This is a genomic window from Acinetobacter sp. SW-226 (assembly GCF_055632855.1).
In genome coordinates, this window is the sequence record NZ_CM145752.1 from 3,359,214 (window position 1) to 3,381,565 (window position 22,352).

The 22,352-nt window shown below is 44.2% G+C and carries 16 protein-coding genes, 4 tRNA genes and 2 pseudogenes; 12 read left to right on the forward strand and 10 right to left on the reverse strand.

Annotated elements, in window-relative coordinates:
* The first annotated feature begins 7 nt into the window (after nt 1-7).
* The 12 genes and pseudogenes from ACZ8ZH_RS15925 (at nt 8) to ACZ8ZH_RS15980 (ending at nt 14,885) form a co-directional block, all read left to right on the forward strand.
* Nucleotides 8-1,627 (forward strand): ABC1 kinase family protein, encoded by a 1,620-nt coding sequence (locus ACZ8ZH_RS15925; RefSeq protein WP_470247779.1) that lies wholly within the window; start codon nt 8-10, stop codon nt 1,625-1,627.
* Between the two features lie 161 nt (nt 1,628-1,788).
* Nucleotides 1,789-2,865: a patatin-like phospholipase family protein gene (locus ACZ8ZH_RS15930; RefSeq protein ID WP_470247780.1), complete on the forward strand. Its 1,077-nt coding sequence runs from the start codon at nt 1,789-1,791 to the stop codon at nt 2,863-2,865.
* A gap of 262 nt (nt 2,866-3,127) precedes the next feature.
* Nucleotides 3,128-4,414: an FAD-dependent oxidoreductase gene (locus ACZ8ZH_RS15935; protein WP_119064146.1), complete on the forward strand. Its 1,287-nt coding sequence runs from the start codon at nt 3,128-3,130 to the stop codon at nt 4,412-4,414.
* A 187-nt stretch (nt 4,415-4,601) separates the two neighbouring features.
* A complete protein-coding gene (gene hisIE / locus ACZ8ZH_RS15940; RefSeq protein ID WP_119064148.1) occupies nt 4,602-5,384 on the forward strand; it encodes a bifunctional phosphoribosyl-AMP cyclohydrolase/phosphoribosyl-ATP diphosphatase HisIE in 783 nt (260 codons plus the stop codon).
* 11 nt (nt 5,385-5,395) lie between these two features.
* A pseudogene (locus ACZ8ZH_RS15945) lies at nt 5,396-6,899 on the forward strand (AAA family ATPase).
* Nucleotides 6,900-6,937: 38 nt separating this feature from the next.
* A pseudogene (locus tag ACZ8ZH_RS15950) lies at nt 6,938-8,303 on the forward strand (ATP-binding protein).
* Between the two features lie 360 nt (nt 8,304-8,663).
* Nucleotides 8,664-11,507 carry a monovalent cation/H+ antiporter subunit A gene (locus ACZ8ZH_RS15955; RefSeq protein ID WP_086209684.1) on the forward strand — a complete coding sequence of 948 codons (2,844 nt, stop codon included), beginning with the start codon at nt 8,664-8,666 and terminating at the stop codon, nt 11,505-11,507.
* A gap of 1 nt (nt 11,508) precedes the next feature.
* Entirely contained in the window at nt 11,509-11,874 is a 366-nt protein-coding gene (locus ACZ8ZH_RS15960; RefSeq protein ID WP_086209685.1) for a Na+/H+ antiporter subunit C, read from the forward strand.
* Nucleotides 11,874-13,682, forward strand: a complete 1,809-nt coding sequence (locus tag ACZ8ZH_RS15965) for a monovalent cation/H+ antiporter subunit D (protein WP_119064152.1) — start codon at nt 11,874-11,876, stop codon at nt 13,680-13,682. The genes ACZ8ZH_RS15960 and ACZ8ZH_RS15965 overlap by 1 nt, the downstream gene beginning before the upstream one ends.
* A 2-nt stretch (nt 13,683-13,684) precedes the next feature.
* Nucleotides 13,685-14,206 (forward strand): Na+/H+ antiporter subunit E, encoded by a 522-nt coding sequence (locus ACZ8ZH_RS15970; RefSeq protein ID WP_086209687.1) that lies wholly within the window; start codon nt 13,685-13,687, stop codon nt 14,204-14,206.
* On the forward strand, nt 14,203-14,478 hold the full coding sequence (locus ACZ8ZH_RS15975; protein WP_086209688.1) for a monovalent cation/H+ antiporter subunit F: 276 nt from the start codon (nt 14,203-14,205) through the stop codon (nt 14,476-14,478). The genes ACZ8ZH_RS15970 and ACZ8ZH_RS15975 overlap by 4 nt, the downstream gene beginning before the upstream one ends.
* An 11-nt stretch (nt 14,479-14,489) precedes the next feature.
* Nucleotides 14,490-14,885: a Na+/H+ antiporter subunit G gene (locus ACZ8ZH_RS15980; protein WP_086209689.1), complete on the forward strand. Its 396-nt coding sequence runs from the start codon at nt 14,490-14,492 to the stop codon at nt 14,883-14,885.
* Between the two features lie 112 nt (nt 14,886-14,997).
* On the opposite strand, the gene ACZ8ZH_RS15985 is transcribed toward ACZ8ZH_RS15980, so the two are convergent.
* The 10 genes from ACZ8ZH_RS15985 to tpiA form a co-directional block, all read right to left on the reverse strand.
* Nucleotides 14,998-15,402: a ribosome-binding factor A gene (locus tag ACZ8ZH_RS15985; RefSeq protein WP_086209690.1), complete on the reverse strand. Its 405-nt coding sequence runs from the start codon at nt 15,400-15,402 to the stop codon at nt 14,998-15,000.
* Complete coding sequence (infB, locus tag ACZ8ZH_RS15990; protein ID WP_119064154.1) at nt 15,402-18,101, reverse strand: translation initiation factor IF-2; 2,700 nt, start codon at nt 18,099-18,101, stop codon at nt 15,402-15,404. Before infB ends, ACZ8ZH_RS15985 begins: the two co-directional genes overlap by 1 nt.
* 10 nt (nt 18,102-18,111) lie before the next feature.
* Nucleotides 18,112-19,596, reverse strand: a complete 1,485-nt coding sequence (gene nusA, locus ACZ8ZH_RS15995; protein ID WP_086209692.1) for a transcription termination factor NusA — start codon at nt 19,594-19,596, stop codon at nt 18,112-18,114.
* 40 nt (nt 19,597-19,636) lie between these two features.
* Nucleotides 19,637-20,161 carry a ribosome maturation factor RimP gene (gene rimP, locus ACZ8ZH_RS16000; RefSeq protein WP_086209693.1) on the reverse strand — a complete coding sequence of 175 codons (525 nt, stop codon included), beginning with the start codon at nt 20,159-20,161 and terminating at the stop codon, nt 19,637-19,639.
* Nucleotides 20,162-20,388: 227 nt separating this feature from the next.
* A tRNA-Met gene (locus tag ACZ8ZH_RS16005) sits at nt 20,389-20,465 on the reverse strand.
* Between the two features lie 89 nt (nt 20,466-20,554).
* Nucleotides 20,555-20,631 (reverse strand) — tRNA-Met (locus ACZ8ZH_RS16010).
* Between the two features lie 69 nt (nt 20,632-20,700).
* Nucleotides 20,701-20,777: transfer RNA gene (locus tag ACZ8ZH_RS16015), tRNA-Met, on the reverse strand.
* A gap of 48 nt (nt 20,778-20,825) precedes the next feature.
* A tRNA-Leu gene (locus ACZ8ZH_RS16020) sits at nt 20,826-20,910 on the reverse strand.
* Between the two features lie 53 nt (nt 20,911-20,963).
* Nucleotides 20,964-21,293 (reverse strand): preprotein translocase subunit SecG, encoded by a 330-nt coding sequence (secG, locus tag ACZ8ZH_RS16025; protein ID WP_119064155.1) that lies wholly within the window; start codon nt 21,291-21,293, stop codon nt 20,964-20,966.
* 13 nt (nt 21,294-21,306) lie between these two features.
* On the reverse strand, nt 21,307-22,098 hold the full coding sequence (tpiA, locus tag ACZ8ZH_RS16030; protein ID WP_119064157.1) for a triose-phosphate isomerase: 792 nt from the start codon (nt 22,096-22,098) through the stop codon (nt 21,307-21,309).
* Between the last annotated feature and the right edge of the window lie 254 nt (nt 22,099-22,352).

Consider the following 22,352-nt stretch of genomic DNA (forward strand, 5'->3'; position numbering starts at 1 on the left):
TGCATATATGATTCCGCACGTTTCACGTTTACTCGAACTTTGGCGCATTGCCGCGCACTATAGACTCGACACGTTGTTTCCTGCGGAAGAATTGCCTGAAAAAGCACGTCATGCACTAGGGCTAATTCGTATGCATCCAGCGGCATGGTCCAGCCGTGAACGCAAAAACCCCTTGAAACTGAAACTCGCTTTAGAGGAAATGGGACCACTGGCGATTAAAATGGGACAACTCCTGTCTACTCGTCGTGACCTGATTCCACCTGAAGTGCTACAACAACTGGTTTTACTCCAAGACCGTGTCAAACCGTTTGGTTCTGATGTGGCGAAAATGCGTATTCAGGAATCACTGAAAGCCGATGTAAATACGCTGTTTGCACGCTTCGACGAACAGCCATTGGCAGCCGCCTCGATTGCTCAAGTCCATACGGCGGCTTTACATGATGGCCGCGAAGTGGTGGTGAAAGTCACCCGTCCCGATATTCGTAGTCAAATTTTACAAGACTTTGAAATTTTAGAATGGCTAGGTGATTTTCTAGAAAAACGCTTAGAAGCCGCGCGTGCACTGCACTTATCTGAAATTATTCAGGACTATCGTCAAGTCATTTTAAATGAACTGGATTTGACCTTAGAAGCTGACAATACTCGTCATATGCGCCATTACTTTACAGGCTCAAGCATGATGTATGTGCCTGAAGTCTATATGGACAGCAAAGACGTGATGGTGGCTGAACGCATTACGGGCGTTCCTATTTCAGACATTGAAACCTTTGAAAAGCTGGGCATGGATCGTAAAGATCTGGCGGAAAAAGGCTTAACCATTTTCTTTACCCAAGTCTTCCGTGACAACTTTTTCCATGCCGACATGCATCCGGGCAATGTCTTCGTTGAAACCCTAAACCCAAGCCAACCACGTTATATTGCGTTGGACTGTGCCATTATGGGAGAGTTGTCGAAGCACGACCAAATGACTGTGGCACGTATGCTGCTTGCGGTCATGAACAGCGACTTTATGCAACTGATTCAAATCGTGCATCAAGCTGGTTGGATTCCACCGGGCACAGACCAAGATGCTCTAGCACGTGAAATGCGTCGCACGGTCGGGCCAATGGTGTCCAAACCCATGCATGAATTGGAGTTCGCAGGCATTTTGATTCAAGTGATGGATATTGCACGTCGTTTCCATTTGGAAATTCCACCACAGTTGATGCTACTGCTTAAAACCCTCGTGCATGTTGAGGGTTTAGGCACAGACCTTTACCCTGAGCTGGACATTTGGAGTTTAGCAAAGCCAATCCTGACCGATTGGATCAAAGCACAAATGAATCCACAGAAGAACCTAAAAGAGCTGGGACAAAAAATTCCGGACTTACTTTTAGGGGCGCAAGACTTCCCAACGCTGTTGGTCGATAGCTTAAATGGTCTTAAAAACCAATCAGCTTGGCATGCCAAACAGCTCAATGAACTACAAAGTATGCGCTTGCAAATGGAGCATCAGCAAAAACGGAGCTGGATTTTTGGCAGTCTCATGGCCATTTTGCTGTCGATTGCGATTATCTCACCATGGTTTATTTCAGTGATCTTAATTGTACTCACTGGCTTACTGGCGGTGTGGCGCGTGTTTAAATAAACGTGTTCTGCTGTATTAAAAGCCTGAGTCTCTCAGGCTTTTTTATGTTGAACGTTTAAGTAGGAAGTGACCTCCAAGTCATTATTGGATCACTTTTGCCAATGCGCTCGTTCTCTCGTCAGTTAAAATGACAACATATATTGTCTCTTTGAATAATCACGATGACTCAAATCCTGCATAAACACCCTCCAGCTTTAAGCATTCGTGCAGGTAAATTAGCACGTCAACTCATTCAAAGCGAAGGCTTACAAGCTGAACAGGTCGATATTGTACCCGGCGCCGCAGGTGGGCCCAAAGGCATCGGGATTCAAGGTTTAGACCAAGCCATTTTTGGTGAGTTCTTTGCCCATGCACCACAAAGACGGACACTGATTGGTTCGTCTATTGGCAGTTGGCGCTTTGCCAGCATCTTGGCGCACGGTGCAAAAGCAGGTACTGAACGTTTAGGTGAACTCTATACCAACCTGTATTTTGACAAAAAAATGCAACGCCAAGAAGTCAGTGATATTTGCCGTGGCATGCTGCTCGACTTGGTGCAAGGTAAGGAAGAGGAACTAGTAGATCATCCAGACTACCACCTTGCAGTCCTCTCGATTAAAGCACAGCACATCTTCCAAAGTGACCAAGTTCTACCGCTCTTGGCCTCTGTAGCAGGGATCATCGGCACAACCGCTGTTGCACGGAAACATAGCCGCCACTTTATGCAACGGGTGATTAGTCAACCCAACATTGGCAAACAATTTAAAGTAGAAGATGATTTCCTCACTCATTATCATAGCCTCACTGCGAAAAATGTTCTGCCTTGGCTGATTGCCTCAGCCTCTATTCCAGGCGTGATGGCCGCGATTCGCGATATTCCAGATGCACCCCAAGGCAGTTATCGCGATGGTGGTCTGATTGACTATCACATTGATCTGCCTTTTGAGAGTCAAGATATTGTGCTTTATCCGCACTTTACGGACAGCATTACGCCGGGCTGGTTTGATAAACTGTTTAAGCGTCGCGCCAATCCTGAAAATCAAGCCCGTACCCTGCTCCTGTCTCCATCCCAAGACTATTTACAGAGCTTACCTTTAGGGCGCCTGCCTGATCGTAAAGATTTCACCCTCAAAGGGCTCGACCCAAAACAGCGCATTCAAATGTGGAACCAATGTATTTCTGAAAGTCAGCGCTTAGGTGATGAGTTCTTGGAAATGGTGGAAAAACAGCATTTTGCACAGGTCATACAAGATTTATAAACAAAATTTGCGCATTAATGTAATCTTGTTTAATCTGACCAAATAAAGAAAAATCGAGATTACATTTTTTTTATGCTAAAAATAATTTTAAGTGAACAAGAAAAGTATGATCAAGCCATTGAATTAAAAAACGAATCGTGCGGAAAAAATGTTATTGCAAGCTCGTTAGAGGATTACATTCAAATCAATATCGACCAATTAAAAAAATCTGATGATATTCGTTATGAACTCATTTTTAGACAATGGTTAAATCATTCGATCTATGATTTCTAATCACTCCCCCCACTTCGCCATCATCGGTGCAGGAACCGCTGGATTAGCCACTGCGATTTTACTGGCTCGGCAAAATATTCAAGTCAGTATTTTAGAGAAAGCCTCAGAACTCGAACCTGTCGGCGCAGGACTGTTACTCCAGCCCTCTGGTTTAGCTGTTTTTGAGCATTTAGGCCTTTTAGATGAAGTTTTAAGACTGGGTGCAAAAGTCACAGGACTCAAAGGTCAGTTACCGAGTGGAACTTTACTGGTCAATAGTCATTATCAACAAGCGCATTCTGATTTTTATGGCGTCGGTATCCACCGAGCAACGTTATGCCATGTTTTAGAAAATAAATGCTGTGAATATTCTGAATTCATTACTTGGCAGATGAATACCGACATTCAAAAATTAGAAGAAAAATCAAATCATATCCAAGTTTTGGGTACAAAAAATGGCGAAGTATTTGATCAAGCTTTTGATGCTGTGATCATCGCCAATGGTGCACGTAGCCTTTTAAGACCAAAAAAATGGGTAAAGGTTGATCAAGCTTATCCTTGGGGAGCCAAATGGACAATTGTTCCTGAATGCCGTGAACTAGATACAGAAATTTTACATCAGTTTCATGACCGCTCTAAAATGATGCTGGGAATCTTACCAACAGGCACAGTGCCACATGAACCCAAGCAAAGACTGTCGAGTGTGTTTTGGAGTCTTCCAAGCCATCAACTGAATAATTTTCTACACAACTCACAAGCGCATTCCGACTGGTTAAACCAAGTGTCTAAGCGCTGGAAACCTGCTGCGGATTGGTTAGAACAAGTCATTGCCCAGCCTGAGCAAAAATCGCAATGGTTAACTGCAAATTATCGTGATGTGGTACTGTCTAAGTTTGGTGAGGGTCGTATTGGTGTCATGGGTGATGCCGCACATGCGATGAGTCCACAACTTGGACAAGGTGCAAATATGGCCCTTTTAGATGCATGGGCTTTGGGGCAAGCGGTTCAAAGCGCAAGGAAAAATGAGAACATTGATTATGTTCAACTCTGGCAAACGTATCATCAACACCGTCAAAGTTCGACGGCGTTCTATCAATTTTTAAGTCGTTTACTCACACCCCTTTACCAGTCTGAGCTATGGTGGACAGGGGGTTTACGTGATTTAAGCTTTGCTTGGATGTATCGAATCCCCTATTTCCGTAAAGAAATGGCGGTGACGATTTCAGGTTTAAAATTAGGCATGTTCAGTCAAATGAACTATCAGGATATTGCAAAACAAAACAATCATTCTGCGTAGAATGCAACGACAATCATCGTCATCCGCTTTGGATGGGTGACGGATAGTTGAATTTCTAAAATACAGCAATTAAGCCGCTGTGAGATAACTGTAGAAAGTTTCTCCTCTATTCTGTTTAAATCACGTAGACTATAGCGCTACGTTGACATCGTAACACTCTCAATATTTATTCGCTTGGTGAAATCTTATGAACAATTTGCAATGGCTCGATGAAGTAAAATTTAACGAACAAGGTTTAGTCCCTGCCATTGCACAGCATCATCAAACGGGTCGTGTTCTGATGGTGGCATGGATGAACCGTGAAGCTTTGGCTTTGACGTCCGAGAAAAACCAAGCTGTATATTTCTCTCGTTCACGCAACAAGTTATGGCATAAAGGCGAAGAATCTGGACATTTTCAGACCGTACATGAAATTCGTCTCGACTGCGATGCTGATGTAATTGTGCTACAAATTGAACAGCACGGCGGGATTGCCTGCCACACAGGTCGCGAATCATGCTTCTACCGTAAACTCACGCCAAGTGGCTGGGAAATTGTGGATGCACAGCTCAAAGACCCGAACGCGATTTATGGTGAGAAATCGACCAACCCACATACATTGGCAATGAATGCCTCAACAGCGCAGTCTGAGCAAGTTGAAGTTTTGTCCTACCTCGGTCAAATGATGGCTGAGCGTAAAGCGGCTGATCCCGACTCGTCTTATGTGGCAAAGCTATACCACAAAGGTCTCAACAAAATTTTAGAGAAAATCGGTGAAGAAGCGGTTGAAACCATTATTGCCGCGAAAGATTTTAAATCTGAAGCCAATGAAGACCATAAAAATGATTTGATCTATGAAGTGGCAGACCTTTGGTTCCATACGATTGTGGTTTTAGGTTATTTCGACTTAGACCCTCAAGTGGTTCTCAATGAATTGGCACGTCGTCAAGGGCTTTCTGGTTTGCTTGAAAAAGCCAACCGTAACCACTAAGTTTATTGCCTGTGTCGAATATCATCAAACCGAGCGCGACTTATGAGCAAGCCATTGCCATTGATAACGCACGTCTGGGCAAATCGTTTAAAGTGATTGCCTATGCAGGCACAGGTAAAACCACTACCCTGCAAATGATTAGCGATGCCATGCCACAAAGACGTGGCATGTATTTGGCATTCAACAAAGCCATTGCCAGCGAAGCGCAAACGAAGTTTCATGGCAATGTCGACTGCCGAACTTTCCACTCGCTTGCTTTTCGCAGTGTTCCACGTGGAGTGACCGACAAACTTCGTCTACCTCGCTTAAGTCCGAGTTTTATCGCAAAAGAATACCGTCTTGAACCGATTACCTTAAGACGGATGATGGGCGGACGTTATGAAAAATATGTGTTGATGCCATCACGCTTGGCCAGCCTTGTGGCGAATGCTGTGAGTCACTTCTGTTCAACCAGTTCTCAGTACCCAGCACCGCGTCATTTACAAGCACCGAGCTGGTTGCATCCCGATGATATCGACTCACTACAAAAGCACCTCTACCCTGCCATTGAACGTCGTTGGTTAGAATCCATCGACCCTCATCATCAAGCGGGGATTGGTCACGACATTTATTTAAAACTATGGGCGCTGTCTGAACCGAATATCCCAAGTGACTATGTGTTATTTGATGAAGCCCAAGATGCCGATCCGCTAATGTTGGGCATCTTACTGAAACAGCGCAATACGCAAGTGATCTATGTCGGTGATGCACACCAACAAATTTATGCATGGCGCGGTGCAGTGAATGCCATGCAACAACTGCCTTTGCCTGAGTCACGCCTCACCACCTCGTTCCGTTTTGGTGAAGAAATTGCATTGCATGCCAATGCTATTTTAGGCGCCTTGAATGAAACCGTGCCGTTAATGGGTAACCCTCAGCTCAACTCTAAAGTGGTCAACAAACCCCATACCAAAATGCGCGATGCGATTTTATGTCGCACTAATGCCCGCGCTATGGAATTGTTACTCTCAGGATTGGTCCATGGCGACAAAGTCAGCCTACAAGCCGACCATGTCAAACTGAACCGCTTTGTCGATGCCGCAGCGATGCTGAAACAAGGTAAGCGCGTCACCGATGTGCCTGAACTGGCATGGTTTAATTCTTGGCACGATGTACATGAATACTGCGAAACCAATGACGGCAGTGACATCAAGCCTTTAGTAAAATTGGTGGATGATCATGGCACCGATCCACTCAAAAAAGCCCTTGCGAAGATTACACCGATTGAACAAGCGGATTATATTATTTCCACCGCCCACAAAGCCAAAGGCTTAGAGTGGAACCGCGTTCACATCGAAGATGATTACCAATTTAAGGTCAACGATAAAGACCATAAAATTAGTGATGAAGAGTTAAGACTGCTTTACGTAGCTTGTACACGTGCTAAAGTAAGTCTAAATATTCATCACATTTACGACCTGATGCAACAGCTCAAAAAACAGAATGCCAAGCTCATTGCGTAAAGTAGCTGGATAATCGAATGTAAAAATAGCAACCACGTCTGCGGGTGTTCTATGAAAATTCAATCCATTCACCTGAAACACATCCTGCATTTTGCTGACCTCAAAGTCGATTTTTCTTATCACGACAAAGCTGTCACTTTAATTTTAGGTGATCAAGCCTCAGGCAAAACCTCTATTCTGCGTTTTAGTTATCAGGCTCTGACTTGGTTTGCGGCCCGTTATAAAGATTTACGCTCTGCGGGTGTGGTGATGTTAGATCACGATATTATGCTGAACCGCCTACAGTCCAAAATTGATATTCAAGTTTCTGTACCCGCTGAATTGTATGCTCTCAAACCTACAATAGCCGATGCTGCACCCGAACCTTATAAATGGCAACTCTACAAAACCTTAAACCAACAAGGGATTGGCATCAGTCGAGTGGAAACCTTGGAACTCGAACAACTGGTCAATCTATATCAGCAGGCAACCCTACAAGATCCACTGCAAGGTTTACCGTTGATTGCGTATTATCCTGCGGAACGTTTTGTCAATGAGATGAATATTCTCAGCAAGAACAATCCCCTGATTTTCCAACATGCACATGCCTATGAAATTTCAGCTATTCCCTATACCACCTTTGCCCGTTTCTTTGAATGGTTTCGTGAAATCAGCGATATCGAAAATGCGCAAACTGCGCGAGTTTTTACAAACGATACTGCATCAGCCCAAAAGTATGCCACCCGATATTCCTCTAAGCTATCAACTCACTCAGGCTCAAGCACACATCCAGTCGCCCAGCCTACAAGCGCTCAAGCAGGCTTTAGCAACCGTGCTGCCTGAGATTGAAGATATGTATCTGCAATATCATCCCAAATTACAACTGATGGTGCGCTATCAGGGCAACAGCATGCTCTATCAACAGCTTTCCAATAGTATCCGCAACTGGGTGGCACTCGTTGGTGATATTGTGCGACGCTTATGCCTACTCAACCCTGAAAGCCTGTTCCCCTGTTTAGAAGGTGACGGTGTGCTGTTGATTGACGCGATTGATCATCAACTGGATCAAAATATGACACAAGTCATTTTAAAACGTTTAAATCAGGCTTTTCCTCGACTGCAAATTATCGCTTCAGGTAACCGAAGTGAGCTGCTGGAACAAGCCAACGAGTTTCAATGCCTCAAACTGGAAAATAAACAATTAAGTCCGATCCAGCTTGATGCACTGCAACATCAGTTCGATGCCATTTACCAAAACCTTGCCAATCATGAAGCGACCAATGGAACCATCGAACCGATTGCGGCTGAACCTCAAGATTTAAATGTGGCTGAATTATTCACACAAATACAGCAGCAACTCTCTCTCGAACAGCAACAGCATTTGATTGCTTTACTCAGTGCTGAAGATGATGCCTCATCTACTAATCCATTATCTTAGCCGGCTTCATCAGTATCACCATTTCAACTCTAAAAACAGGCAACCAATGGTCGCTTTTTTACATTTCTTGCACTGAGAAAGTACCTCCTAGCCACCAAGAAACGACCATCATGCGTATAATGTTTTGCGTCAGCGCAAAAAAGATTGATGTTGTTTTAGTCATGTTATATGATCGGTTTTACTTGCAAATTTCTAACTGAAATCGGATTTTGCTATAACGCTTCATGAGTTGCGCAACACAACTTCATTATTTTTAAATTTCACATTGGCTTTCAAGATTGAAACTCTTGGGCTGCTCTTTGCAGTCCTGTAATCCTTGAAAGATGAGATTCACCAATAGGTTTTGACCTATTCACGACAATGGAAACGAGTGTGCTACCGATTATTATATTGTTACCGTTAATACTTGGCACAACCCTTGTCTCATTACTGAAGCAGAGCTCACGTAGGCTAACCGCCTTCGCAGCTGTTGGGGTCAGTATGACAAGTTTAGGCTTATTACTGACCCAAGCACGAGACGTGTTTAATGGCGCTGTCATTACGCAGTCGTGGTCGTGGTTGCCGCAGCTTGGCATTAACTTCAGTTTCCGTCTAGACGCTTTAGGCCTCCTCTTTGCCTTACTCATCAGCGGCATCGGAACCCTCATTTATATTTATGCCTATTTTTATTTAGGCCCCAAAAATTCTCTCAATAAACTCTATCTACTGCTCATGTTGTTCATGGCAGCCATGCTCGGAATTTCACTCTCCAATAATTTAATTTTACTCCTCGTTTTTTGGGAACTGACCAGTATCTCCTCTTTTCTGTTGGTCGGTTATTGGAGCAATTACGACGCGGCGCAACGTGGCTCACGAATGGCCTTGACCATTACGGGTATGGGCGGACTGGCCATGCTGGGTGGTTTCATCTTGCTGGGCCAAATCACTGGCACCTACGAGATTGATCAAATCTTGACAATGACCACACAGATTCAAGGTCATGCTTTATTTGTACCGACGCTGCTGCTGATTTTACTCGGTGCTTTTACCAAAAGTGCGCAATTTCCATTCCACTTTTGGTTACCCAACGCGATGGCAGCCCCGACCCCCGTGTCTGCTTATTTACACTCAGCAACCATGGTCAAAGCGGGGCTTTTCTTGGTGGCACGACTGTTACCGATTTTTGCAGGTGCGGCACTGTTCCATAACTTGGTCACCTTTATTGGTCTGTTTACCCTGTGTATGGCTGCATTTTTCGCCATCTTTAAAGAAGACTTAAAAGGCCTGTTGGCCTATTCAACCATTAGCCATCTCGGCTTAATCATGTGTCTCTTGGGCATCGGATCCCCATTGGCTGTCGCTGCGGCGATTTTTCATATTATTAACCATGCCACCTTTAAAGCAGCGCTGTTCATGATTGCGGGCATTATTGATCATGAGTCAGGCACACGTGACTTGCGTAAGCTTAGTGGTCTATGGCAACTGTTGCCTTATACCGCTACGCTAACCATGGTCACTGCCGCGTCGATGGCTGGCGTGCCCTTGACCAATGGTTTCTTATCTAAGGAAATGTTCTTTACTGAGCTGCTCAGCAACCTGTCTGGCCCTGTGCTCATCTGCTCTGCGATTGTCGCGACACTGGCGGGGATTTTTGCGGTAGCTTACTCTGTACGTTTAGTTCACGGCGTTTTTTTCGATGGTCCTGTAGGCCAACAAGTCCCAAACAAAGATGCACATGAGCCACCGTTTGGCATGCGTGCACCAGCCACTTTACTGGCGATTCTATGTATTTTAGTCGGCTTATTCCCTGCCCTAATGGTTGAAAACATCGTTAACAGTACAGCACGCGCCAGTACCCAAATGATGAATTTTGAAGGCACACATCTTGCCCTATGGCATGGTTTTAACCTGCCATTGTTGATGAGTGCTATTGCCTTGGTCGGCGGTCTAATTTTCTATTTCAGTCTGGCGAAAGGCGGCAAAATTCGAGAAATTGATCTTGATCCATATTTAGGTCGTCTGCAAGGTCGAGTGGCTTTTGACTTATTCCTAAAGTCACTCCTGCTCAACTCACGCAAATTTAAACGATTGACTGAAAACGGTAAATTACAGAGCTATCTGCTCTGGATTGTACTATTTAGCATTGTTTTAGTAGCCATTCCATTCTTGGGCCAAGGCATTAGCACAGGTACACGTGAACTCGCCCATGCTCCAGCCTTAGCGATCGTACTTTGGCTACTGTTATTCTCTTCATGCTGGATGATGCTTTGGTTTCACCATGAACGCATTAAAGCGGTATTGATCAGTGGCGCGATTGGTTTAGTCGTGACCATGATTTTTGTCTGCTTCTCTGCACCAGATTTAGCTCTGACACAAATCACCGTCGATGTGGTCACTACCGTATTGCTATTGATGAGTTTATCGCTTTTACCGCAACTCACACCGTATGAATCAAGTGTCTCACGTCGTTGGCGCGATGCTCTCATTGCGATTGGTGGCGGACTTGGCATTGCATGGATTACATGGCTCATTTTAACCCGTGATCACAACTCCATTTCATGGTTCTTCATGCAACAGTCGATTCCACTAGGCGGTGGAACCAACGTCGTCAATGTCATTTTAGTTGACTTCCGTGGTTTCGATACCTTTGGTGAAATTACAGTCCTCGGTATTGCAGGCATCGGTGCACTGTGTTTAATGGATGGTATGCGTGCTCACGGTACCACCATGACCCAAGGTCTCAGCTACCGTTTCAATCCATCGCCACTCATGCTTCGCATTAGCGCATCGTGGATTTTACCGATTGCCTTGGTGGTCAGTCTGTATATCTTCTTACGCGGGCATAACCTGCCGGGTGGTGGGTTTATCGCGGGTTTAATTACCGCTTTGGCCTTGATTATTCAGTACATGGCACTCGGTCAAGACCATGCGGAACAGCTGCTCAAAGCCAAATCAGGTCGTTTGTATGAAATCTGGATTGGTACAGGTTTAGTTATCGCAGGCTTAACAGGCTTAGGCGCATGGTTTTGGGGACGCCCATTCCTCACCAGCGCACACTTTTATGTGTCGCCACCAATTTTAGGCGAAATGCATCTTGCAACCGCAGCACTATTCGATGTCGGTGTTTATATTACGGTTGTAGGCGCGACCATGTTGCTCATTTCTGTTTTAGGTGACTCTCGTCACTCCAGCATGTCTGGTCCAGTCGTACCAAAGGGGGATTAATATGATTAGTTTAGAATTGTTACTTGCCTCCGCTATTGGTCTATTGACTGCAACAGGTATTTATCTGATTTTACGTGCTCGTACCTTTCCTGTGGTGCTTGGGCTTGCCATGATTGGCTATGCCGTCAATTTATTTTTATTTGCTATGGGCCGACTCCAAATCAATGCGCCTGCGGTACTCACCGAAGCCAGCAAAGCAACCGATCCCCTTCCGCAAGCTTTGGTGTTAACCGCAATTGTGATTGGCTTTGCCACCACTGCTTTTATTGTACAACTGGCCTTACGCAGTCGCTATGAAACAGGAACCGACCACGTTGACTCTAAAGAAGAAATACCACAAATTGACCCACGTGAGGATGAGCCATAATGAATGACTTCATCCACTTTTGGACCGAACACACCCCAATTTTTAGTATTCTAATCCCTGCCCTTACCGCTTTTGTGTTGGTGTTATTGGGTAATCCGGGATCAGGTTCTTTAGCACAAGATTGGCGACAACCTTGGCGTCGGGGTATCAGTTATACTTCAGGTTTGCTCGGTTTATTCACCGCAGCCAACTATCTGATCTTTGCAAGCTCAGGGCAAATCAGCGTTTACAACCTGAGTGAATGGGCAGCGCCGTTTGGTATTGTTTTGGTCCTCGATCAATTGTCTGCACTCATGTTGGTCTTAACCTATGCTTTGGCAGTTCCTGTAATGTGGTTTGCCAGTAAAGAATGGGATGAGCGTGGACGTTACTTTCATGCCATGTGTCATTTCCTGCTGATGGGTCTCACAGGCGCTTTCCTGACAGGCGACTTATTTAACCTGTTCGTGTTCTTTGAAATTTTGTTGATGGCCTCTTATGTCTTGTTACTGCATGGTCAAGGCAAAGCGCGTTTTCAACTGGGCATTCACTACGTCACCATTAACCTGTTGGCATCAGCCCTATTTCTGATTGGCCTTGGCATGATTTACGGCAGTGTCGGCAGCCTCAATATGGCGGATGTTGCACGTTTGATGCCTGTATTAGAAGCCGATCAACACCGTATCGCGGTTGCAGGTGGGCTATTGTTGTTTACAGTCTTTGGCATTAAAGCAGCCATGCTACCTGTCGGATTTTGGTTACCCAAAACCTATGCGGTGGCAACGACGCCTGTGGCGGCTCTGTTCACCATCATGACCAAAGTCGGTATTTATGCCATTTTACGTGTCAACGGCACCGTATTTGACGATGCAATTAGTCGTGAAATTCTGCAATACATTTTATTACCAATTGGTTTGATTACATCTGTCTATGGTGTGATTGGTGCGATGGGTGCGGAACGCTTACGTCGTTTCATTGGCTTTATGATTTTGTCTTCTGTAGGCACGATTTTAATCGCCATTTCCCTATTCAATACTTTGGCATGGGCAGCGGCACTGTATTATTTGGTACACAGTACTATTATTGCAGCAGCGTTTTACATTTTAAGTGGTTGGATTACTTCACAACGCGGTGAATTTAAAGACCACTTTAAAATCGCACCTCAAATGAAACAGCAGAAGATACTCTCTATTACCTACTTTACAATTGCTTTGATGATGGCTGGTTTGCCTCCATTTAGTGGCTTCCTAGGTAAGGTTTTTATATTACAAGCAACCTCTAATTCACCTTATCAGTTGTTGATCATTTTGACGGTTTTGGTCGTCAGCTTACTCAGCATTATCGCCTTTACTCGCGTGGGTTTTATTCTGTTCTGGCGTGCAACAAAGCCTGAAGATAACCCTATCGAGCCTACTTATACCACCTATCAAGCCTTGCCTGAGCAAGCACCAAAACGCAATGACAAAACCATTTATCTTTTATTGGTCAGTTTAATTGGCTATATGGTCTTTGCAAGTCCAATTCAGAAGTACACTTACCAAACCGCTATGCAAATCCAAAATAATGCGCTCTATGAACAAACTTTGCTTAAAACCGATGAGCATGGGCAAACCATTAGCGTACAACCGTTCGATAGTGAAAATTTACCTGAAACCAAATATGGTGGCGAACGCGTGGATCCAAATGCACATTTGATTCCATATTTAATTTCGGAAGAAACACTGGAAGGTGAACATATTTCTGAATACAAACAGCGTCAAATGCAACAGCAGCATCAGGCTGAAGAGCAACCAAACACAGAACGACTAGAACCTACGGTGGAGCCTTAAACATGAAAAAGACTTCTTTTCTAGTACGCTGGCTTCCTCACCCTTTTGTTTCGGTTGTGGTTGCACTTAGTTGGCTAATGCTGGCGCATAGTGTTGAAGTAGCGAGTTTAGTCATGGCAGTTTTACTCGGTATCTTTATTCCACGTTTCATTAAACCTTTCATTGCATATACGCCAAATATTGAATGGAAATCAGCAGTTAAACTACTTTTTGTCGTACTTTACGATATTGTGATGTCCAATATTACCGTGGCAAAACAAGTTCTAGGGCCGATTGATCGTCTACAACCCAAATGGTTTCGTGTTCCGCTTGAAACGCAGCATGAGGAAGTCAATACACTATTGGCAATGATTATTACCACAACGCCTGGAACCGTTTCAGCAGGGATTGACCAAGATCGTGGGGATATTTTGGTCCACGCACTCAGCACTGATGATGCTGATGCCGAAATCCAAAATATTAAAGCGCGCTATGAAAAACCGTTGATGCAAATTTTTGGTGTTCAAGCAGGAGATAATGCATGACTATTTTACCGTATGCTCTCGGCATCTGTTTAATTGCCGTCACGATCTCAATGCTGCTGTGCTTGATTCGTTTAATCATTGGCCCATCCATCGTGGACCGACTATTAGCACTCGATACCTTATTTTTAAATGCCACCTGTTTGATTATCATTTTAGGCATTTACTGGGCCAGCACCTCATTATTTGAAGGTGCGCTATTGGTTGCGATGTTAGGCTTTGTATCTACAGCCGCTTTAGCACGCTACTTCACCTCAGGTCATGTGATTGACTAGGAGCGATATAGATGCAACTCACAATGGAAATTCTGGTTTCAATTTTTCTCATGATCGGCACTTTCTTCATGCTGGTTGGAGGGATTGGAATGGTACGCCTACCCGACTTATTCATGCGTCTTCACGCACCCACAAAATCAAGTACGCTTGGCTTGGGCAGTTTTTTGATTGCTGCCATGATTTATTCTGCATTTCAAGGTCGCTTTGGTTTTCCTGAACTATTGCTCACCTTATTTGCATTTTTGACTGCGCCAGTATCTGCTAACTTAATGGCACAAGCAGCATTGCATTTACGTTTACGCTCACTCAGTGGTGATGTACCAGAAGCTTTAAATCGCCCCTTACCTTGGCAACGCACGCGCCGTAGGGCTTTCCAAAAGCAGCATAATGATGATCTTTCTCAGTAACATAGAAATCACGGCCACACTCGGTATTTCTGACTCATTCAATTTGTAAATGTAAATGAAGCAAATAAAAAAGCCACCCTCGGGTGGCTTTTTTATGCTCAGTTAAACTGAATTACTCATCATCTTTTTTTGCTTCGTCAGCAGGTAAATCCTTCACTGCTTCTGCAATCAGACCAAACATATAGTTACCATATGCATTGGTTTTGTCGTAATGGAAACGTAAACGCGGTGTAATACGTGTCTTAATACGACGGCTGAGTTCATGACGCAAGAAACCAGATGCTTTGTTTAACACATCAAGTGTTTCTTTATTTGCTGCCTCACTTTGCTCATCGCCAAGCTCACGACCCATTACAGTCACATACACTTCAGCATAACCTAAGTCTGGACTTACTTTCACCGCAGAGATGGTCACAAGACCACCTAAGCGTGGATCTTTCAGCTCTTGACGGATCAATTCAGACAACTCTCGTTGTACTGTATCCGCCATACGCTTAAGACGTTGACTACCCGCCATTAAAGACTCCGTTTGATCAATTGAACATCGTACACTTCAATCTTATCTAGTGCTTTGATGTCTTTATAACCTTTCACCGCAAGACCACATTCCATACCAGCACGAACCTCTTCAACCACTTCTTTATAACGACGAAGTGATTCAAGCTCACCTTGGAACACAACCACGTCATCACGAAGGACACGAATTGGTTTGTTACGGTGTAATACACCTTCAAGTACCATACAGCCTGCTGCAGCACCAAACTTACTTGAGTGGAACACTTCACGTACTTCAGCCACACCTAGAATTGTTTCACGGTGTTCTGGTGCAAGTTTACCGCTCATCGCTGCTTTCACATCATCAATCAATTGATAGATAATTGAGTAGTAACGAATGTCGATGCCGTCAGCATCTGCTTTTTGACGTGCTGCGTTATCCGCACGTACGTTAAAGCCAAGAAGAACTGCTTCAGAAGATTCAGCTAGTGTCACGTCAGATTCAGTGATCGCACCAACACCTGAACCAATGACACGGACTTTAACTTCGTCTGTTGCAAGGTCAGCAAGAGCAACGTTTAATGCTTCCAATGTACCACGTACATCAGTTTTCAATACGACATTGACGATAGGCACATCTTTCTTGCCCATAGACGCCATGATATTTTCAAGACGCATTGCGCTTTGACGCTCAAGACGTTTTTGACGTTCACGATCCATACGCGCATCCGCAACTTCACGTGCTTTCTTCTCGTCATTCACAACAAGAACTTCATCACCCGCCATCGGTGCTTCTGGAAGACCCAAAATTTCAACTGGAATTGAAGGACCTGCAGATTGAATACGTTTACCGTTTTCATCTGTCATCGCACGTACGCGACCATAAGATGCACCCGCAAGAACCAGATCACCCACTTTCAATGTACCGTTTTGAACAAGGATAGACGTGACCGCACCACGGCTGTTGTCTACACGTGCTTCAATCACGACACCTTGAGCAGCACCTTCTTCAGATGCTTTCAACTCAAGTAATTCAGCTTGGATTGAAATAATATCTAGAAGCTCATCAATACCTTGACCTGTATGTGCTGAAACCATTGCAACAGGAACGTCACCGCCCCATTGTTCAGGAACGATTTCTTTCACAGTCAATTCATTCAATACGCGGTCTGGATCAGCAGACTCTTTATCCATTTTGTTGATTGCAACAATAATTGGCGTACCGGCAGCACGTGCGTGATCAATCGCTTCAGCTGTTTGTGGCATTACACCATCATCCGCCGCAACAACCAATACCACGATGTCTGTCGATTTCGCACCACGTGAACGCATTGCAGTAAATGCTGCGTGTCCCGGAGTATCTAAGAATGTGATAATGCCTTTATCAGTCGTTACATGATATGCACCGATGTGCTGAGTGATACCACCCGCTTCACCAGCTGCCACTTTTGAACGACGAATACGGTCAAGCAATGATGTCTTACCATGGTCAACGTGACCCATGATAGTTACAACAGGAGGACGAGTCGTTTGAGCGCCACGTGCTTCTTCTGCTGCTTCAAGTAAGTTATCTTCAGCTTGTGTATCCGATACAAGAACTGGGTTATGGCCCATTTCTTCCACGATCAACGCTGCAATTTCTTGATCAATCGCTTGGTTCTGAGTTACAAGTTCACCCATTTTCATGAGCGACTTAATCACTTCGCGTACTTTAACTGCCATTTTCGCAGCCAAGTCAGCAACCACAATTGTTTCACCAATTTCAACATCATAAACTTGTTTTTTAACTGGTTTTTCAAAGCCATGCTTGTTTGCTTGGCTGGTTTTTAAACCACGTTTATGCGTGTTGTCACGGAAAGACTGTTCTTCACCACGACGACCACCTTTCTTCGGTGCACGCGCACCTGGTGTATTGGTACCACGTTTGATATCGCGGTCTTCTTTGGCAAATGAATCTTCATATGCTTGACCAACAAGACCCGCTGCAAGTGGAGAATCATCCACGACACGAATCGTTGCTGTTGCATCTTCATTTGAGTATTTAGACGCCATTTGACGCATTTGCTCAAGTGTACGTTGCTGTGCTTCTTCAGCTGCTTTACGACGAGCTGCTTCTTCAGTTGCTTTAAGTTGAGCTGCCTGAGCTTCGCGCGCTTTTTTCTGTTCTGGTGTTTCAATCACTTTAACTTGTGCTTTAACCACAGGTTTATTGGTTGATTTACGTTTCACCACAACTGCTGCTTTTGCGACTTCTTGCTTCGTCGTTTCTTGCTTAGCAGCAGCACGCATTGCTTCAAAGTTTGCAGCTGCTTTATTTACAACTGGCGTTTCAGCTTTTGGTTCAACCATAGCTTGTACGTTTGCACGCGCTTGTTGCTCAGCTTGTGCTTTCGCCAAAGCTTCTGCTTTAATTTGTTCTGGATCTGGCTTAGTAAATGTATGCTTCTTGCGAACTTCTACATTAATTGTTTTCGCCTTACCTGATGTACTGGCTACTTTAGCCGTACTGGTCGTTTTACGTTTCAACGTGATTTTTCCTGCCTGACCATCGTCTTGACCATGAATTTTCTTCAAATGGTGCACGAGGGCATCTTGTTGTTCAGTAGAGATAATATCGTCCGATTTACGCTGTGGTAAACCTGCATCACGAACCTGCTCTAGGAGCTTCTCAACAGGGCGGTTCACGCTGAGAGCTAACTCTTGTATCGTCTTGTCCGTCATGTATGATCTCCTAGTTAAACCATGATTCGCGCGCTTTCATAATAAGTTGACCCGCTTTCTCTGCACCTAAACCTTCAATATCTGAAATATCGTCAGTCGCTTGGTCAGCCAAGTCATCAATCGTGATTACACCACGTGCTGCGAGTGCATATGCAATCTCTTGTGTCATCCCTTCCATTGCAACGAGTTCTGCACTTGGATCTTGGATGTTTTCTTGCTGTTTCAATGCATCAGCCAATGCAACTTCTTTTGCGCGGCCTTGAAGTAATTCAACCACTTCAGCATCTAATTCAATTTCGTCAAATGTTTCAGCCGGAACATAAGCAATCTCTTCCAAAGAAGTGAAGCCCATTTCAACCAAAGCCATTGCCAAATCTTCTTCAATATCTAAACGTGATACAAATAAGTCTAGGTATTGTTGAGCTTCGTTTTGCTGACGAGCATGATACTCTTCTTCAAGCATCATGTTCAGTTTATAACCGGTCAATTCAGATGCAAGTCGAACATTTTGACCTTGAGAACCGATCGCACGCGCTAATTGATCGCTGGTTGCGAAAATAATGTCAGCTGTACGTTCTTCTTCATCAATCACGATACCCGATACATCTGCTGGCTCTAAAGCACTCGCAATATACTGAGCAGGATCATCAGACCATACCACTACATCAATACGCTCACCGTTCAACTCTTGCTGAACTGCTTGGATACGTGTACCACGCATACCAATACATGCACCCACCGGATCAATACGATGATCGTTGGTTTTCACAGCGATTTTAGCACGAACGCCCGGTTGACGCGCCGCTGCTTTAATCTCGATGATTTCTTCAGAAATTTCAGGAATTTCCTTTTTCATCAACGCGATGAGCATTTCTGGCTTGGCACGAGATAACTGAAGCTGTGCGCCACGACCTTCACGGTTCACATTAAACAAAATCGCATTTACACGTTGTTTTGGACGCAAAATTTCTTTTGCAATCATTTCTTCACGTGCAAGGTACGCTTCTGCATTGTCACCAAGATCAATGATAAAGCCATCTTTGGTCTGCTTTTTCACTTCACCGTAGATCAACTCGCCCACTTTCGACTCATACGCATCTGCAATCAACGCACGCTCTGCTTCACGAATTTTCTGAACAATCACTTGTTTCGCAATTTGTGCTGCAATACGACCGAAGTCAATTGACTCAACTTCAAGCTCTCGTACATCACCGATCGACCATTTTGCTGGATCAACATCTGAAATGGCGTCTTGGCACGCAGGCATTTCATGATCTTCATCCGCAACTACGGTCCATTGACGGAAAGTACTATATTCACCCGTTTTACGATCAATCTCTACACGAAGCTGCGCTTCTTCAGAGTTTGTTCCTTCGTAGAACTTCTTTTTAGTCGCAGCAACAAGCGCTTGTTCCAAGGCTTCGAAAATCGCTTCACGACTTACACCTTTTTCATTACTAACCGTTTCAACGACGGTAAGAATTTCACGTGCCATAAGCCACCTATTTCGTTCAGATTCTTATTTATTAAATGAATTAATCTTGATAGACCAAATTGGCTTTATCAATATTATTACTATCAATTTCAAGTACTTGTTGCTTTTCCACTTCAACTTGAATCATTTCTGCTTCAAGATCTACAGCAACCAATTTTGCTTGGAATTTACGACGATTATCAACTGCACTGATCAAACGGAACGCAATTTGTTGACCAACATATGCTGGTAATTGTTCAAGTTGGAAAAATGGACGATCCCAACCTGGTGAAGATACTTCAAGCGCATACTCACCTGAAATTGGATCATGCACATCGAGCATTGCACCGACCTGTTGAGTCACGCGTACGCAGTCCTGAACACCAATACCGCGCCCTTGTTCAAGCTCACCATCTTCATTGATAACAGGTTCTGCATGTTCATCGACCGCTTTGTCGATATAAATACGCAATAAAGAACGTTTGCCTTGAGGAAGGAATTCAATTCCCCAAAGATCCACACCACAGGCTTGCACTGCAGGAGCAATTAAGTCTTGGAGTGCTTGGGTTTTATTTGATAGCTTCATTTACTCTCGTCAATTTTGTGCGATTCAATGGCCGAAACTGACCACTACAAACCAATACAAACTATAGTAGTAGTGGAACATGACACTTTGACTTTCACCGTATCCGGCGCACATCGACACTACACGATAGCCAATAAAAAAGGGCGTAATCGCCCCAATTATTGCACAGAAAATCAATATCCACTGTGCAAAAAGGCCCACCTTGTTGTGAGCCTCTTTTAGAAACTTGGTAGCGGGAGCTGGATTTGAACCAACGACCTTCGGGTTATGAGCCCGACGAGCTACCAGACTGCTCCATCCCGCATCAACGTGCAAAAATTATATACAAATATGAACTATTTTTCAATCTAAATACTTCATACTTGCTTTGATTTAGTTGCACCTAAATCAAATTGGTAGCGGGAGCTGGATTTGAACCAACGACCTTCGGGTTATGAGCCCGACGAGCTACCAGACTGCTCCATCCCGCATCAACATGCAAAAATATTCTTGGTTTAATCACTTAAACCACTTACTTTAGTTTGCCTCTAAAATAAGATTGGTAGCGGGAGCTGGATTTGAACCAACGACCTTCGGGTTATGAGCCCGACGAGCTACCAGACTGCTCCATCCCGCATCAACAGATTTGCTGCATACACCAACTTAATCTTCTGGATTCATAAGTTGGTGCGGAAGGGGGGACTTGAACCCCCACGCCCGAAAGCACTACCACCTCAAGGTAGCGTGTCTACCAATTCCACCACCACCGCAGCTGTGACGCATTCTAGTAGCATCGCCACAAAAAAGAAAGGACTAATTCCAATTATTCGCTTGTTTTCGGTGCAGTTGGTGAAGTTTCATTCGATTGCGCAGGTACAGAAGTTGTCGTTTGTACCGACTTTAGGCTGTATGCATCTGTAGTTTGCTTTTTAGCAAACACGGCCAATGTCAAACTGGTGACAAAAAACAATGCCGTTAAAATCGCTGTTAATCGTGTCAAGAAGTTCCCTGAACCCGATGCACCAAATACAGTTGCCGCACCGCCACCACCAAACGAAGCGCCAGCATCTGCACCTTTACCATGCTGGACTAAAATCAGCACGATCATCAACACAGCTAAGATAATATGTACTACCAGCACAAAAGTTTGCATGCTGAACTCCTAATTATTTTGTATTTGCAAATGCTTCGGCAATTTTATAAAAAGACGTTGCATTTAAAGATGCCCCACCGACGAGCGCACCATTGATATCTGGACAAGCCGCTAACTCTACTGCATTTTCAGCTTTAACACTACCACCATATAAAATGGCCATGCTTGCGCCATACGAGGTAATTTGGGTTAAACCTTCACGGATTTTTGCATGCATGGCCTGTGCATCTTCTGGCGATGCAGTTTTGCCTGTGCCAATCGCCCAAATCGGCTCATAAGCAATCACAATATTTTGCCACTGTTCCGCCACCACCACACTAGCCAAGTCACAAATTTGTTGTAAAACAACAACTTCAGCCTGACCCGATTCACGTTGTTCTAGACTTTCACCTACACAGTAAATGACAGTCAAACCAGCATTTAATGCATTTTGTGCTTTGGCATTTAAAACAGCAGAGGTTTCCGCAAAATATTCACGGCGCTCCGAATGCCCCACCAAAACATATTCGATTTGGCTATCTTTCAGTAGCTCTGCACTCACCTCACCTGTATATGCACCAGTATGGGCAAAACGTGAAACATCTTGAGCTACGGTAAAAACTGGGCGTACAGCTTTCGCAAGCTCAACTTGTGTTGCGCCCAGTGCGATTGCAACAGGTGCAATGCCAATATTACATTTTTCTTGTGCTATTTCTTTCTCTTGCAAGAGCTGTTTAAATTCTTGAAGCAATTGCTTGGCATCTGCCTGCATTGGGTTCATCTTCCAATTGCCGACAACCCATGGCTTAATCGTCGAACCCGACATACAGCACCCTATTCAAAACAGTTCATTAAAACGGCCTCATTCTACACGTTATTTATTTTTCAAAGATAGTTTTCTTCCAGAATTTATTCTTTGATGGAAACTACACCGATCAAAACAAAGAGCATTTTGTAAAAAAAACCGCCTGCTATTACGACCAGTTCATGCTTTTAATCGATATTAAGGTGGTGACAACACTTTCAGATATGGTATTTTTGTGCAACAAAAGTATAATTTTACGATACCAATTATAAACA